The organism is Streptomyces sp. NBC_00076, from assembly GCF_045041235.1.
GTDB lineage: Bacteria > Actinomycetota > Actinomycetes > Streptomycetales > Streptomycetaceae > Streptomyces.
The window spans coordinates 5883563-5898573 of the sequence record NZ_CP108242.1; the positions used below are offsets into that span (position 1 = coordinate 5883563).

The following is a 15011-nucleotide window of genomic DNA, read 5'->3' on the forward strand; positions in this document are numbered from 1 at the left end:
GTCTGCTAGTGACTTGGGGATCACATGTCGTCCTACTTCACCGACCTGGCTCAGCAGTACATCGACGGTGAGTGGCGCCCGGGAACAGGTTCCTGGGACATCATCGACTTCAACCCGTACGACGGCGAGAAGCTGGCGTCGATCACCATAGCCACGGTCGACGAGGTCGACGAGGCGTACAGGGCGGCCGCCCGCGCCCAGAAGGAATGGGCCGCGACCAACCCGTACGCGCGGCGCGGGGTCTTCGAGAAGGCGCTGCGGCTGATAGAGGAGCGCGAGCAGGAGATCAGCGAGGTGATCGTCGCCGAGCTCGGCGGCACCCGGCTGAAAGCCGCCTTCGAACTCCATCTCGCCAAGGAGTTCCTGCGCGAGTCGATCCACCTCGCGCTGCGCCCCGAGGGCCGGATCCTCCCCTCTCCGGTCGACGGCAAGGAGAACCGCCTCTACCGTGTGCCGGTCGGGGTGGTGGGCGTGATCAGCCCCTTCAACTTCCCGTTCCTGCTCTCGCTCAAGTCGGTCGCCCCGGCGCTCGCCCTCGGCAACGCGGTCGTCCTCAAGCCGCACCAGAACACCCCCATCGTGGGCGGCTCCCTGGTCGCGAAGATCTTCGAGGACGCGGGCCTGCCCGGCGGTCTGCTCAACGTCGTCATCACCGACATCGCCGAGATCGGTGACGCTTTCATCGAGCACCCGGTACCGAAGGTCATCTCCTTCACCGGCTCCGACAAGGTCGGCCGGCATGTCGCCACCGTCTGCGCCGCGAACTTCAAGCGCTCGATCCTCGAACTCGGCGGCAACAGCGCGCTGGTGGTCCTCGACGACGCCGACGTCGACTACGCGGTCGACGCCGCGGTCTTCAGCCGGTTCGTCCACCAGGGGCAGGTCTGCATGGCCGCCAACCGGGTCCTCGTGGACCGTTCGGTCGCGGACGAGTTCACCGAGAAGTTCGTCGCCAAGGTCAGGACCCTCAAGTCCGGCGACCCGAGCGCCCCCGAGACCGTCATCGGCCCGCTCATCAACTCCTCGCAGGCGGAAGCCGTTTCGGGCGTCGTCGAGCAGGCGATCGCGGAGGGTGCCACGGCGCTCGTGCACGGCACGAGGACCGACAACCTGGTGGAGCCCTCGGTCCTCACCGATGTCCCCGCCGACTCCGCCCTGCTCCAGCAGGAGGTCTTCGGCCCGGTCGTCTTCCTCGTCCCCTTCGACGGCGAGGAGGAGGCAGTACGCCTCGTCAACGACACCCCGTACGGCCTGAGCGGCGCCGTCCACACCGGTGACATCGAGCGGGGGGTCGCGTTCGCCAAGCAGATCGAGACCGGCATGTTCCACGTGAACGACGGCACGGTCCACGACGAGCCCGTCGTCCCCTTCGGCGGCGAGAAGCACTCCGGTATCGGCCGCCTGAACGGCGAGGCGACCGCGGACGCGTTCACCACGCTGAAGTGGATCTCGGTACAGCACGGCCGGAGCGGGTTCCCCTTCTAGTTCTCTCTCTTCTGGATTCTCTCTTCGGCCTGGTTGTTCTTCGGCCGCCCCGGGCCCTTGCGGACAGAAGCTGACCGCAAGGGCCCGTAGCTTCGTCGGTGTCGGGGGAAGCCCCGGCACATCCGATTCCGACGAAAAGGCGGCCGGTCATGGTGGCTCACGTGCGACCCGAGGCGCAGGGCGACGAGCGCGGGGCGCTGCTCTCCTTCCTGGCGGAGCAGCGCGGCGGCATCCGCAGGGCCCTGCTCGGACTGACGGACGAGCAGGCGGCCTCCCGCCCCAGCGCCAGCGAGCTGTCCCTCTCCGGTCTGCTCAAGCATGTCGCCGAGGCCGAGCAGAGCTGGGTCGCGCGGGCCAAGGGCGAACCGCCGGCGATCAAGCGGGACGAGTCGAACTGGCACGAGTGCTTCCAGCTGTCGGGCGACGAGACGGTCGAGTCGCAGCTCGCCCACTACGAGAAGGTCGCCGCCGAGACGGAGGCGTTCGTCCGCGGGGTCCCGAGCCTCGACGACACCTTCCCGCTCCCGAACGACCCCTGGTTCCCGCCGGACGAGCGCGTCTCGATGCGCTGGCTGGTCCTGTGCCTGATCCGCGAGACGGCCCGGCACGCCGGCCACGCCGACATCATCCGTGAGTCCCTGGACGGCGCGACCGCCTTCGAACTGGTGGCGAAGGAGCAGGGCACCTCCTGGGGCTGACCCGTGGTGCTTCGGCGTGGCGGCCTAATCTGGACCGCATGTCAGCGATCCGTCTCCTCGTGCTCGGGGCCGTCCGTCAGCACGGGCGGGCCCACGGCTACCAGGTGCGCAACGACCTGGAGTACTGGGGCGCGCACGAGTGGTCCAACGCCAAGCCCGGCTCGATCTACCACGCCCTGAAACAGATGGCGAAGCAAGGGCTGTTGCACGAGCACGAGATCGCGCCGTCCACGGCCGGGGGGCCGCCGCGGACGGAGTACGAGGTCACCGAGGCCGGCACCGAGGAGTACCTCTCGCTGGTGCGCCAGTACCTCACCGCCTACGACCAGCGGCCGGACGTGCTCACCGCCGCGCTCGGCACCATGGTCGACCTGGGCCGCGAGGAGGTTCTCGGCCTCCTGGAGGAGCGGGTGCGCAGCATCGAGGCGTGGCGCACGTCGGTCACCGAGTACTACACGCCCGAGGAGGGACCCGGTCAGCTCGGTCACATCGGCGAGATCATGAACTTCTGGGTCCACTCGGCCGACACCGGCGCCGAGTGGACCCGGGGCCTCATCGAGCGCATCCGCGGCGGGGCGTACACCTTCGCGGGGGAGGGCGAGCCGTTCGTCGGCGTATTGGCGGAAGGTGAGGAGAACCCGTTCGCGACGGGGGCGCGGCAGCCGGGAGACGGCTGCTGAGGCGTCGGACTTCCCGGGCTCGGAGCTAATCAAGTTTGACTAACAGCCTCTCTGGGCATAGCCTCCGTCGGCAGTCAGTAGTCAAGTTTTACTACACCGCCCGGGTGATTCGAAGGGAGCTCCATGACCGACGCGATCCTCGCCGAGGGACTACGGAAGCGGTACGGCGACAAGGCGGCCCTCGACGGCCTCGACCTGCGCGTGGCCCGCGGCACCGTGCACGGCGTGCTGGGCCCGAACGGCGCCGGCAAGACCACCGCCGTCCGAGTCCTGACCACGCTGCTGCGCCCGGACGAGGGCCGCGCCGAGGTGGCCGGCCACGACGTGGTCCGCCGGGCCTACGACGTACGCCTGCGCATCGGCCTGCTCGGCCAGCACGCCGCCGTGGACGAGGAACTCTCCGGCCTCCAGAACCTGGACATGTTCGGACGCCTCTACCACCTGGGCGCCCGACGGGCGCGGATGCGCGCCGACGAGCTCCTGGAGCGCTTCGGCCTCGCCGACACCGGCCGCAAACCGGTCAGCGCGTACAGCGGCGGCATGCGGCGCCGCCTGGACCTGGCGGCCTCCCTGATCACCGAACCGGAGGTGCTCTTCCTGGACGAGCCGACGACCGGCCTCGACCCGCGCGGCCGCGCCGAGGTGTGGGCCGCGGTCCGCTCCCTCGTCGGCGGCGGTACGACCGTTCTGCTGACCACCCAGTATCTGGAGGAGGCCGACCAGCTCGCCGACCGCATCTCGGTTGTCGACCGGGGCCGGGTCGTCGCCGACGGCACGGCGGACGAGCTGAAGGCGCTGACCGGGGGCGACCGCATCGACGTGGTCCTGCGGGACGCCGGTCAACTGGGCGCGGCGGTGGCCCTGTTGCCGATCGTCGCCGCCGAGGTGTCCGTCGACACCGACCGCCGGCTGCTCAGCGCCCCGGTCACCGATCGCATGGCGGCGCTCTCCGGTGTCGTACGGGCCCTGGAGGAGGCCGGCATCGAGGCGGAGGACGTGTCCCTGCGCCGCCCGACGCTCGACGAGGTGTTCCTGCACCTGACCGGCGACGACCACCGAGTGAAGGAGGCCGTGTGAGTACCTACGCGCTGACCGATTCCTGGACCATGACCCGGCGCGAACTCGCCCACTGGGCGCGGCAGCCGGTGCGGGTCCTGGTGGGCCTGGTCTTTCCCGTGATGCTGCTGCTGATGTTCGGGTACCTCGTCGGCGGCGGCCGGGGTGTCGAGGGCGAGTACGTCGACTACCTGGTCCCCGGCATGCTCGCGCTCACCATGGCGTTCGGGCTGGAGAGCACGATGCTCGCCGTCACCCAGGACCTCAACAAGGGCGTCATCGACCGCTTCCGGTCCATGCCGATGGCCAACGGTGCGGTGCTGGTGGGCCGTTCGGTCGCCGACATGATCCAGTCGGCGCTGAGCCTGACGATGATGACCGGCGTCGCCCTCGCCCTCGGCTGGCGGGCGCACGGCGGCGTGGCCGGCTTCCTCGGCGCCATCGGTCTGCTGCTGCTGTTCCGGTTCGCCATGCTGTGGATCGGCATCCACCTCGCGATGGTGGCCGGCAAGCCGGAGCTGGTCCAGGCCGTGCAGATCCTGGTCTGGCCGGTCGGCTTCCTCTCCAACGCCTTCGCGGCCCCCGGCTCCATGCCCGACTGGCTGGGCGCGGTGGTCGAGTGGAACCCGCTGTCCCAGACGGCGACGGCGGTACGGGACCTGTTCGGCGCGCAGGGCGCGGAGTCGGGGCATGCGGGGGCGGCGGTGCTCTGGCCGGTGGCGCTGCTGGTGGTGTTCTTGCCGTTGGCGGTACGGCGGTTCGGGGCGTTGAGCAAGTAGGTCGGTCGGGGGGCCTGCCCGGCGGGGCAGGCCCAGGTGACGGCGTCCGTCAGCGATGGGGTCCGTCGGCGATGGAGTCCGGTCAGTGACGGCGTCCGTCGGCAATGGAGTCCTGTCAGTGATGGAACCCCGTGGCCGCCCCCTTGTCCCGGATCAGCGGATGCGACTGCGCACGCAGCTCCGGCAGCAGCCGGTTCAGGTCCTCGATGAACAGTTCGGCGAGGTCGGCCGAGAAGCCGTTGCGGCACACGACGCGCAGGACGGACAGGTCCTCGCGGTTCGGCGGGAAGGTGTACGCGGGCACCAGCCAGCCCTGTTCCCGCAGCCGCCGGGAGACGTCGAAGACGTCGTACGCCTGCACTCCGGGCGCGGTCGTGAAGGCGAACACCGGAAGCTCCTCGCCCCGGGTCAGCAACCGGAAGTCACCGAGCGCCTCCACCCGCTCCGCGAGGCTCCGGGCCACGTCCCGCGTGGACTGCTGCACGGCCCGGAAGCCCTCGCGGCCCAGCCGGAGGAACGTGTAGTACTGGGCGACCACCTGGGCGCCGGGCCGGGAGAAGTTGAGGGCGAAGGTCGGCATGTCACCGCCCAGGTAGTTGACGTGGAAGACGAGTTCCTCCGGCAGGGCGTCCTTGTCGCGCCACAGCGCCCAGCCGACGCCCGGGTACACCAGCCCGTACTTGTGTCCGGAGGTGTTGATGGAGGCCACTCTCGGCAGCCGGAAGTCCCACACCAGGTCCTCGTCGAGGAAGGGGGCGACCATCGCGCCGGACGCCCCGTCGACATGCACGGGGACGTCCAGGCCGGTCCGCTCCTGAAGGGCGTCGAGGGCGGCGCACAGGTCCGCGATCGGCTCGTAGGAGCCGTCGAAGGTGGAGCCGAGGATGCCGACGACCCCGATGGTGTTCTCGTCGCACAGGTCGGCGGCGGCCTGCGCGCCGAGGTGGAAGCGGTCGCCCTCCATCGGGACCAGCCGGGCCTCCACCTCCCAGAAGTTGCAGAACTTCTCCCAGCAGACCTGGACGTTGACGCCCATCACGAGGTTCGGGCGGACGTCCCGCGAGGGGTAGCGGTCGGCGTTGCGCCGCGCCCACCGCCGCTTGAGCGCCATGCCCGCGAGCATGCACGCCTCGCTCGACCCGGTCGTGGAACAGCCCACGGCGACCGACGGGTCGGGCGCGTTCCACAGGTCGGCGAGCATGGCCACGCAGCGCCGCTCCAGCTCGGCGGTGCGCGGGTACTCGTCCTTGTCGATCATGTTCTTGTCCCGGCACTCGCCCATCAGGACGCCGGCCTGCGGCTCCATCCAGGTGGTGACGAAGGTGGCGAGGTTCAGCCGCGCGTTGCCGTCCAGCATCAGCTCGTCGTGCACGAGCTGGTAGGCGGTCGTCGGCGGCAGCGGAGCGTCCGGGAGCCGGTGGGTGGGCGGGGCCTCGGTCATGCCGCTGACCGGGTTCGCCTCCCCGAAGAACGGGTTGACGGGCCTGGGGCGCTCGTCGTGCTTCTGGGGACCTTCGTGCAACGGCATGGGGTGCCTCCTGTGAGGGTCAACGGGGGTCAGCGGACGGGAGTTCCGTCCTCGCGCAGCTGCATCTGCGGCCGTCCCGTCACCAGCAGCCAGGCCGGCAGCGAGGCGATGCAGAGCAGCGCGAGGATCGTGGGGGAGACCACCAGAGCGGCGGCCGCGAACAGGCTCAGCCAGCCCTGCCGGGTGATGGCGAGGAGCACGCCCAGGACGCCCGTGGCGACCCCGAGCGCCGGTTGGACGGCCGGTACCAGGGCGTGCGCGCCGAGGCCGAAGGCGGTGCCGACGAACACGGCCGGGAAGATCCGCCCGCCCCTGAAGCCGCAGGACGCGGCGACGAGCAGCGCGGCCAGCTTCACCACCGTCATCGTCGCGAACTGCCCCGCCGACCAGCCGTCGGGATCGCGGGCCAGCTCACCGATCTCGTCCAGCCCCTTGAACAGCGTCAGATGGCCGCCCAGGGCGGCCAGCAGCCCCAGCACGAGCCCGCCGGCCGGCAGGGCCAGCATCGGGTGGCCGAGCCGGGCGAACGCGCCGTGGACGTACGGGAAGGCGTACACGGCGCACATGCCGAGCAGTGCCGCCAGCGACGCGACCACCAGGGCGGCCAGCAGGTCGGACCAGCCGGGCGGGCCGAGGGCGGGCAGATGGAGGTCGAAGACGGGACGGTCCACCAGAGTGGTCGTCAGGGCCCCGGCCGCGGCGGCGACCAGCGGCGCGAAGACGTTGTCCCACAGCGCCCCCCTCACCTGCTTCCCGGCCAGTGCCTCGGAGATGACCAGGGCCGCCGCCACGGGCGTGCCGAACAGCGCCCCGATCGTCGCCGCCTCCGCCAGCGCCGCCCACAGCGGGCCGGGCGCCCGCCGGAACAGCCGGTGCCCCAGCATGAAGGCGAGCCCCACGTTCACGGCGATGATCGGGTTCTCGGGACCGAGGCTCGGTCCGCCCGCGAGCATCAGCCCCGTCGCCAGCACCAGCCCGGGAAGCACGGCGGCCGGCAGCACGGGTGCTTCGAGGCCGGTGGTGGCGGGGTCGGGCCCGGCGTGCCCGGGCACCTTCCACACCACCAGCCCGACCGCCACGCCCGTCGCGGTGAGCATGACGAGCATCCACAGCACGGAGTACCTGCCGACCCCCAGAGCGTCCGGCAGGGTATGCCAGAGCACGTCCTGGAGCTCCTCGGCCGCCTCGCTCACCCCGACGAGGATCAGACTCGCGCCCACGCCCACCACGAGAGCCGGGAGGATCAACGGCAGCAGGACCCGCGCCGGAGCCGCCGGTGCGGGGGGTGCCTGCGCGGTGTCCTGGGCCACTGGCCCACCATAAGCGGACGAAACGGGCGAAACATCCGGAGGGATCCGCCCGCGGATTCCGGCTTGCACCTCACGCCACGTGAGGCCTCAGTGTGGAGTGCGTACCGAGAAGGGGGCGGACGAAGTGAGCTACTCCGTGGGACAGGTCGCCGGCTTCGCCGGAGTCACGGTGCGCACACTGCACCACTACGACGACATCGCCCTGCTCGTCCCGAGCGGGCGCAGCCACGCGGGTCACCGCCGCTACAGCGACGACGACCTCGACCGGCTCCAGCGGATCCTGTTCTACCGGGAGCTCGGCTTCCCGCTCGACGAGGTCACCGCCCTGCTCGACGACCCGGCCGCGGACCCGCGCGCGCACCTGCGCCGCCAGCACGAACTGCTGACCGCCCGGATCGAGAAGCTGCAGAAGATGGCGGCGGCCGTGGAGCACGCCATGGAGGCACGCACGATGGGCATCAACCTGACACCCGAGGAGCGGTTCGAGGTCTTCGGCGACAAGGATCCCGAGCAGTACGCCGAGGAGGCGGAACAGCGTTGGGGCGGCACGGACACGTACGCCGAGTCACAGCGCCGCGCCGCCCGCTACACCAAGGACGACTGGAAGCGCATGCAGGCCGAGGTCAACGCCTGGAGCGAGCGCTACGACGCCCTGATGGCCGCCGGTGAACCACCGACCGGGGAAGCGGCCATGGCCATGGCCGAGGAACACCGGCAGCACATCGGCACGTGGTTCTACGACTGCTCGTACGAACTCCACCAGGGCCTCGCCGACATGTACGTGTCCGACGAGCGCTTCAAGGCGTTCTACGACTCCATGCGCCCGGGGCTCGCCGAGCACCTCAGGGACGCGATCAGGGCGAACGCCGCCCGCCGCGCCTCCTGACGTCCTGGCCCGGGGGCTCACTCCCGGGCCAGGACCACCGCCGTTCCGTAGGCGCACACCTCGGTGCCCACGTCCGCCGCCTCCGTCACGTCGAAACGGAACGCCAGGACGCCGTTGGCGCCACGCGCGCGTGCCTGCTCGACCAGCCGTTCCATGGCCTGGTTCCGGGTCTGCACGAGCGTCTTGGTGAGCCCCTTCAACTCACCCCCGACCATCGACTTCAGGCCCGCGCCGATCTGGCTTCCGATGTGCCGGGACCGCACGGTCAGCCCGAAGACCTCGCCCAGTACGTCCTGGACCCGATGACCGGGTACGTCGTTCGTCGTCACGACCAGTACGTCCGGTTCGGGACCCTGGCCGCCGCCGTATTCTTCGATGCCCATGGTTCACAGCTTCGTCCGAGTCGGCGCACAGTGCATCCTGGATGCGCCGGTGGAACCTGGGGCGGGCACATTGCGTTGATAGCTTTGTGCGTCCGTACGCAGGACGCCGTACCTTCCTCCACCCCTCAGGAGCCCCGGAACCGTGACGACGACGATTGCTCTCGGACCGAGCTGGCTGGACCCCAACTATCTGCTGGACACATACAGCATCTGGGGCCTCCTGCTCATCGTCTTCGCGGAGTCGGGCCTGCTGATCGGTTTCTTCCTGCCCGGCGACTCGCTGCTGTTCACCGCCGGCCTGCTGATCACCTCGGGCCAGCTGAACTTCCCGCTGTGGGGGGCGATCGCCCTCATCTGCGTCGCCGCGATCCTGGGCGACCAGGCGGGTTACATGTTCGGCAAGAAGGTCGGCCCGTCGCTCTTCAACCGCCCGGACTCCCGCCTCTTCAAGCAGGAGAACGTCACCAAGGCCCACGAGTTCTTCGAGAAGTACGGCCCGAAGTCCCTGGTCCTGGCCCGCTTCGTGCCCATCGTGCGCACGTTCACGCCGATCATCGCCGGCGTCAGCGGCATGCGGTACCGGTCGTTCCTCACCTTCAACGTCATCGGCGGAGTCCTGTGGGGCGCCGGCGTCACCCTGCTCGGCTCCTGGCTGGGCAACGTCGACTTCGTCAACAAGCACATCGAAGTGATCCTCATCCTGATCGTCTTCGTCTCGGTCATCCCGATCCTGATCGAGTTCCTCCGGGCCCGCTCCAAGTCGGCGAAGACCCCGCCCCAGGCCCCCGCCCACCCGCACCCCCCGGTCATGGACGACGCGACGACCCAACTCCGCCGCATCCCCCAGGCCGACCAGCCCCAGCCCCAGCAGCACTACGGCAACGGCGGCCAGGGGCAGCAGCCGTACGGCGACAACCAGGGCCACCAGCAGTACGGCTACGACCAGCAGTACGGCCAGCAGTACGACCAGGCCCCGCAGCAGCAGCCGTACGCCCAGCAGCACCCCCAGCAGCACCCCCAGCAGCACCCCCAGCAGCACCCCCAGAACCGCGGCCACCAGCAGCCGTACGGCACCCAGCAGGGCAACAACGACCAGCAGTACCCATACAACGAGGGCTAGTCGACGGCCTGCCGCTAAAGCGACGGGCTTGCACAGCGGGCGCCACTGGCTTTGGTGCTCGATCTTGTGGTTGATGTCTCTTGCCCGCCGTGCTTCCTTGCGCCTGCGTGCCTTCAGCCGGCGCCTGGCGGACGGGGTGTTCTTACGTTGCAGCCTGGTGCGCAGCGTGCGTTCGCGCAGCCGTCCCCGGTTCAGAACGCGGCCTGCCATGATCTCGCCGTCACTGGTGGTGGCGATGTTCACGATGCCCAGGTCGACGCCGAGAAAGCCGTCCGGGTCGGTGTCGAGTTCCGTCTGATCGGACTCGCCCTTGCGGTGCAGGGCCAGGCGGGCCAGATGTTCGGGGGAGGCGGCGAACGCCACGCCCTTCACCCGCCCGGACAGGGGCCAGATCGAGATGGTCCGCTCACCCATCTGCCAGGACAGCATCCGGTCGTCATAGGGCTGGGCGCCCTCGGGGCGAAAGGCGACCGGCTTATCGGTGGCCCGCCGGTAGGGCATCGACCACGGTTTTCCCAGATTCCCGGCCTTCAAGTTCGCCTTCAGCGTGGTGTAGGCGTCACAGGTCTTCTTGATCACGTGCTGGGCCGCCGGTGAACCCAGCCCCCACCGCTGCTTGATCTCGGAGTAGGTGTGCTCGCGCAGCGCGAAGTTCCGCTTCACATCCTTGTCGAAGGCCACCCCGGAGGCTCAGGTAGCGGCCTCGTTGCAGGCCTGCAGCGTTGCCTCAAGTGCTGTCGCCTGCACGGGCGTCGGCAACAGCTTGACCTGCACCACCAGCTCCATGACACCCGCCCCTCCGCGGGCAGCCAAACAAACAGACGACGCCCGTACACCCATCCCACCATCCAGCGACAACCCGACCGCGTGTTCGACTTTCCCGGCTCCGCCGACAAGCCCTGCGGGCGCTCCGCACCCGCACCCCCAACACCGCGACGCTCCGCGTCACCACCACACGACGCGATTCCTCCCAGGCCTAAACGCCTGGGTTCCTCGTAAGGGCTCTGCTGAAGCGCCCGCCCTCCAGCTCGTAGGCGCCTGCGCTCAGAACCCTCGCGTCCGCTTCGCCGCCCGGCGGCCCGCCGAGCTCCCCGCCCCCGGCAGCCGGAGGAACAACCGCGAGATCTCCGAGCCGAGATTGACCCCGATGGCGATGGCCATGGCGAGCGCCGCGGCCTTGGACAGCGAGACCAGCCCCGCGTCGACGTCGTTCTGCGCGATCGACAACAGCCCGAAGTACGACGCGGAACCCGGCAGCAGCGGCCCGATCGCCGCGGTCGTGTAGGGCAGCGCGGACGCGAACCGGTACCGGGACAGCATCTGCCCGAACAGCCCCACCAGCCCCGCCGCCACCGCCGTCGAGGCGACCGGCGAGATCTCGGCCGTGGATTGCAGCGCGCCGTACACCGACCACGCGACACCGCCGTTCAACGTCACCGCCAGCACGGTGGATCGTTCCTGCTGGAGCAGCACCGCGAACGCCAGGGACAGCAGCATCGACGCGCCGATCTGCCACAGCGGCCGCGGGGTGTTGGTCAGCGCCTCGTCGGGGTTGAGATGGGCGCCCAGCTGCACGCCGACGTAGAGCATCACCAGCACTCCGGCGACGATGCCCACGAAGAAGTACATGACCTCCAGCAGACGCGCGGACGCGGTGATGTAGAAACCCGTCAGACCGTCCTGCACGCCCGCCACCAGGGCCCGTCCGGGCAGCAGCGCGAACAGCCCACCGGTGATCACCGCGGACGCCTTCACATCGACGTCCGCCAGCGTCAGCGCGATCCCGATCGCGGCCGGCGGCATCGCGGCCGCGGTGAACTGGTAGAACTCCGGCAGCCCGCGCCCCGCGCACAACCACGCCAGCCGGTCGCCGAGCATCGCGCCCAGCGCGGCCGCCACGAAGACGAGCAGATCACCGCCGACCAGCACGGATGCCGCGCCCGCGAGCAGCCCGCTCGCCCCGGTCAGCGCCCAGCCGGGGTACGGGTGCCGGTTACGGCGGATCTCGGCGAGCCGCCGGTAGGCCTCCTCCAGGGAGATCGCCGTCTCCGGGTCGCTGAGGTCGTCCACCAGCTGGTATACCGCCGCCAGACGCGTGTAGTCGGTGCCCCGGCGGCGCACGGTCCGTGAGGCCGACACCGGGTCGTCCACCAGTGACGGCTGGTACGAGATCGCCAGCAGCGTGAAGGTGACGTTCGGCTCGCAGCGGTCCAGACCGTACGACCGGCAGACCGCGAACATCGCCGCCTCGACGTCCTCCGCGCCCTCGCCGCCCGCCAGCAGCAGCTCGCCGATACGCAGCGTCAGGTCGAGCACACGAGGGACGGCCGGGCCCTCGTCCTCCTCGGCCTTGTGCGCCGGCTCCGGTGCGGGCCGCTCCGCCACCGGCATCCGCAGCATGGTGCGCATCCGGTCCTGCCAGGGCAGGTTCTTGATCAGACTGACCACCGGGATACCGCTCGGCGGCGTGAACGCGGCTGGCGCGTGCTTGGTGCTGTAGGTCCTCGGCGGGCTGAACGCCGACCCCTCGGGCTCCGCGGCGGGCGCCTGCGGTACGTCGAACCCGTTGGGCATGGCGAACTCGGAGGTGGTCTCCGACTCGGCGCCGGCCCTGGGCACGGCGAGCCCGTCAGGAAGGGCGAACTCGGACGTGATCTCTGAGTCGAAGGCACTCTTCGCCTCGTCCGACTGCGGTTTGCGGTCTTCCGCGTACGTCACTGCGCAGCGCTCCCTGTACGACACGTTCGGCGTTTCTCAGTATGCGCACAGGCATGCGAGCGGGCCGCGCCACCCCGGAGGAGGTCACGCGGCCCGTGGGGCACAGCGGCGCTCAGTGGCCGCCGGTCTCCTTGAACCGCTTGTACGACCGCTCGATCTCGGCCTCGGCGTCCGAACGGCCCACCCAGTTGGCGCCCTCGACGGACTTGCCGGGCTCCAGGTCCTTGTAGACCTCGAAGAAGTGCTGGATCTCCAGGCGGTCGAACTCGGAGACGTGGTGGATGTCGCGCAGGTGCTCCACGCGCGGGTCGTGCGCGGGCACGCACAGCAGCTTGTCGTCGCCGCCCGCCTCGTCCGTCATCCGGAACATGCCGATCGTGCGGCACTGGATGAGGCAGCCGGGGAAGGTCGGCTCGTCCAGGATGACCAGCGCGTCCAGCGGGTCGCCGTCCTCGCCGAGGGTGTTCTCGACGAAGCCGTAGTCGGCCGGGTAGCTGGTCGAGGTGAAGAGGCGACGGTCCAGGCGGATCCGACCGGTCTCGTGGTCCACCTCGTACTTGTTCCGTGAACCCTTCGGAATCTCGATCGTGACGTCGAACTCCACCGGTGGCTCCTCCATGATCAACACATAGTTCTGGTGGTTAAGTGTCCCTCACGCAGGTGTGTGATCGCGAAAGGGGCTGTTGGTCGTGCCAGAGCTGAGGCCTTGGCGGGCCGCGAGACCGCATGTGACGCGGGTCGCGAACGCCGTTCGACCCCGTCTGGCACGCGCCGGGAACGCCGTACGACCTCGTCTCACGCGAGCCGCGGACGCCGTACGACCTCGCGTCGCCCGCGCCGCGACGGCCGCGAAACCGCAGGTCGTGCGGCTGGCACGGGCCGCGGGACCACAGCTCGCACGGATCCCGAGGCCGAAGACCGTCAAGACCTGGCAGTACACCGCGACAGCCGCCACCGCCGGGCTGGCGCTGGCCGCCTCAGTGGTGACCGTGGCAGGACCCTGGGACTCCACCGGTCAGCGTACGGCCGAGCGGGACCGGGCGGCTGCCCAGGAACGCACGGGTGGCGCAGATCACGACGGGGCACCCGGTGTGCCGGGCGGGGCGCCCCGGCCCGCCCCCAGCGCCGCCTCCGTACTGGCCGCCCTCGGCGGCACCTCGAACACCGTCACCTCCGCCCCGACCGGGCAGGGCCTGTCCACCACCCTGGACCCGCTCCTGAAGGACGCCGCGCTCGGCACCCGCCGTACGGCCGTGGTCGTGGACGTCGCCACCGGAAAGCGTCTGTACGGCACCGGAGCCGACAAGGCGCTGACCCCCGCCTCCACCACGAAGATCGCCACCGCCGTGGCGGCGCTGTCCGCGCTGGGCGCCGACCACCGCCTCACCACCCGCGTCGCCCTCGAACCCGACAGCAGGCACCTCGTCCTCGTGGGCGGCGGCGACCCCACCCTCACCGCCCACGAGGACGCCGAGGGCTGGGCGAGCCTGCGCACCCTCGCCGCCGAGACCGCCGCCGCCCTGAAGAAACGGGACATCCGCGCGGTGACGCTGTCGTACGACACCACCCTGTACGCGGGCCCCGAACTTCACCCCATCGGAGTCAACGAGAACCTCGCCCCCGTCACCGCCCTGATGGCCGACGAGGCCCGCACGGACGCATCCACCAGCGGCCCCGTGCTCCGCGTGACGGACCCGCAGAAGGACGCGACCCGCAAGTTCGCCGGGTTCCTCGAGGACCACGGCATCAGGACGACCTCCCCCGGCCCCGCCAAGGCGACGGCACGCGCGGAATCCCTCGCCACGGTCTCCTCGCCCCCGCTCTCCGCCCTCGTCGAACGCATGCTCACCAACAGCGACAACGACATCGCCGAGGCCCTCGCCCGCCAGACGGCCGTCGCGAGCGGCGAACGCGCCGACTTCGACGGCGCCGGCCGCGCGATCACCGCCCAGTTGAAGAAGCTCCGACTCCCGTTGTCGGGCGTCGGCTTCCACGACGGCAGCGGCCTCGACCGCGACGACCGCCTCACCGCCGACCTGCTCACCTCCCTGCTCGTCGAGGCCGGCGACCCGTCCCACCCCGACCTCCGCCCGGTCCTCACCGGCCTCCCGGTGGCGGGTTTCACCGGCACCCTGACCAGCCGCTACACAAACGGCGCGGCCGGCCTCGTACGAGCCAAGACAGGCACCCTGACCGGAGTGAACACCCTGGCCGGAACGGTGGTCGACCAGGACGGCCGCCTGCTGGCGTTCGCGTTCCTGACGTCGAACACGACGGACCCGGTGGCGGCCCAGGCGGCGCTGGACCGGACGGCCACGGCCCTGGCGGCATGCGGTTGCCGGTGACCGGGCACCCGGCGCACACAGGC

At 70.4% G+C, this 15011-nt stretch carries 13 protein-coding genes; 8 read left to right on the forward strand and 5 right to left on the reverse strand.

The window, feature by feature from the left end:
• Nucleotides 1-24 precede the first annotated feature (24 nt).
• The 5 genes from OHA64_RS26645 to OHA64_RS26665 all read left to right on the forward strand — a co-directional run bounded on the left by OHA64_RS26645 (nucleotide 25) and on the right by OHA64_RS26665 (nucleotide 4698).
• Nucleotides 25-1485, forward strand: a complete 1461-nt coding sequence (locus tag OHA64_RS26645; protein ID WP_405617284.1) for an aldehyde dehydrogenase family protein — start codon at nucleotides 25-27, stop codon at nucleotides 1483-1485.
• Nucleotides 1486-1634: 149 nt separating this feature from the next.
• A complete protein-coding gene (locus tag OHA64_RS26650; protein ID WP_405617286.1) occupies nucleotides 1635-2183 on the forward strand; it encodes a DinB family protein in 549 nt (182 codons plus the stop codon).
• Between the two features lie 38 nt (nucleotides 2184-2221).
• Complete coding sequence (locus tag OHA64_RS26655; protein ID WP_405617288.1) at nucleotides 2222-2863, forward strand: PadR family transcriptional regulator; 642 nt, start codon at nucleotides 2222-2224, stop codon at nucleotides 2861-2863.
• Between the two features lie 123 nt (nucleotides 2864-2986).
• Complete coding sequence (locus tag OHA64_RS26660; protein ID WP_405617290.1) at nucleotides 2987-3940, forward strand: ATP-binding cassette domain-containing protein; 954 nt, start codon at nucleotides 2987-2989, stop codon at nucleotides 3938-3940.
• A complete protein-coding gene (locus tag OHA64_RS26665) occupies nucleotides 3937-4698 on the forward strand; it encodes an ABC transporter permease (protein ID WP_405617292.1) in 762 nt (253 codons plus the stop codon). The genes OHA64_RS26660 and OHA64_RS26665 overlap by 4 nt, the downstream gene beginning before the upstream one ends.
• Nucleotides 4699-4813: 115 nt before the next feature.
• On the opposite strand, the gene OHA64_RS26670 is transcribed toward OHA64_RS26665, so the two are convergent.
• Nucleotides 4814-6226 (reverse strand): glutamate decarboxylase, encoded by a 1413-nt coding sequence (locus tag OHA64_RS26670; RefSeq protein WP_405617294.1) that lies wholly within the window; start codon nucleotides 6224-6226, stop codon nucleotides 4814-4816.
• A 29-nt stretch (nucleotides 6227-6255) separates the two neighbouring features.
• A complete protein-coding gene (locus OHA64_RS26675; RefSeq protein ID WP_405617296.1) occupies nucleotides 6256-7536 on the reverse strand; it encodes an ion channel protein in 1281 nt (426 codons plus the stop codon).
• Between the two features lie 124 nt (nucleotides 7537-7660).
• Here OHA64_RS26675 and OHA64_RS26680 point away from each other — a divergent pair, with 124 nt between their 5' ends.
• The gene (locus OHA64_RS26680) at nucleotides 7661-8422 is read left to right on the forward strand and encodes a MerR family transcriptional regulator (protein WP_405617298.1); all 762 of its coding nucleotides are present in this window, start codon (nucleotides 7661-7663) and stop codon (nucleotides 8420-8422) included.
• Between the two features lie 17 nt (nucleotides 8423-8439).
• On the opposite strand, the gene OHA64_RS26685 is transcribed toward OHA64_RS26680, so the two are convergent.
• The gene (locus tag OHA64_RS26685) at nucleotides 8440-8805 is read right to left on the reverse strand and encodes a YbjQ family protein (protein ID WP_405617301.1); all 366 of its coding nucleotides are present in this window, start codon (nucleotides 8803-8805) and stop codon (nucleotides 8440-8442) included.
• A gap of 142 nt (nucleotides 8806-8947) precedes the next feature.
• Between OHA64_RS26685 and OHA64_RS26690 the strand changes: the two genes are divergently transcribed.
• Nucleotides 8948-9925, forward strand: coding sequence for a DedA family protein (locus tag OHA64_RS26690; RefSeq protein ID WP_405617303.1), 978 nt, complete (start codon nucleotides 8948-8950; stop codon nucleotides 9923-9925).
• Between the two features lie 1044 nt (nucleotides 9926-10969).
• On the opposite strand, the gene OHA64_RS26695 is transcribed toward OHA64_RS26690, so the two are convergent.
• Nucleotides 10970-12643 carry a threonine/serine exporter ThrE family protein gene (locus OHA64_RS26695; protein WP_405617305.1) on the reverse strand — a complete coding sequence of 558 codons (1674 nt, stop codon included), beginning with the start codon at nucleotides 12641-12643 and terminating at the stop codon, nucleotides 10970-10972.
• 112 nt (nucleotides 12644-12755) lie between these two features.
• A complete protein-coding gene (locus OHA64_RS26700; RefSeq protein WP_405617307.1) occupies nucleotides 12756-13247 on the reverse strand; it encodes an inorganic diphosphatase in 492 nt (163 codons plus the stop codon).
• A 79-nt stretch (nucleotides 13248-13326) separates the two neighbouring features.
• Between OHA64_RS26700 and dacB the strand changes: the two genes are divergently transcribed.
• Complete coding sequence (dacB, locus tag OHA64_RS26705) at nucleotides 13327-14988, forward strand: D-alanyl-D-alanine carboxypeptidase/D-alanyl-D-alanine-endopeptidase (protein WP_405617309.1); 1662 nt, start codon at nucleotides 13327-13329, stop codon at nucleotides 14986-14988.
• Nucleotides 14989-15011: the final 23 nt, after the last annotated feature.

Coding starts and splice junctions, on each gene's coding strand:
- OHA64_RS26645 (WP_405617284.1), top strand. CDS start 25: ATGTCGTCCTACTTCACCGACCTGGCTCAGCAGTACATCGACGGTGAG.
- OHA64_RS26685 (WP_405617301.1), bottom strand. CDS start 8,805: ATGGGCATCGAAGAATACGGCGGCGGCCAGGGTCCCGAACCGGACGTA.
- OHA64_RS26650 (WP_405617286.1), top strand. CDS start 1,635: ATGGTGGCTCACGTGCGACCCGAGGCGCAGGGCGACGAGCGCGGGGCG.
- OHA64_RS26670 (WP_405617294.1), bottom strand. CDS start 6,226: ATGCCGTTGCACGAAGGTCCCCAGAAGCACGACGAGCGCCCCAGGCCC.
- OHA64_RS26655 (WP_405617288.1), top strand. CDS start 2,222: ATGTCAGCGATCCGTCTCCTCGTGCTCGGGGCCGTCCGTCAGCACGGG.
- OHA64_RS26660 (WP_405617290.1), top strand. CDS start 2,987: ATGACCGACGCGATCCTCGCCGAGGGACTACGGAAGCGGTACGGCGAC.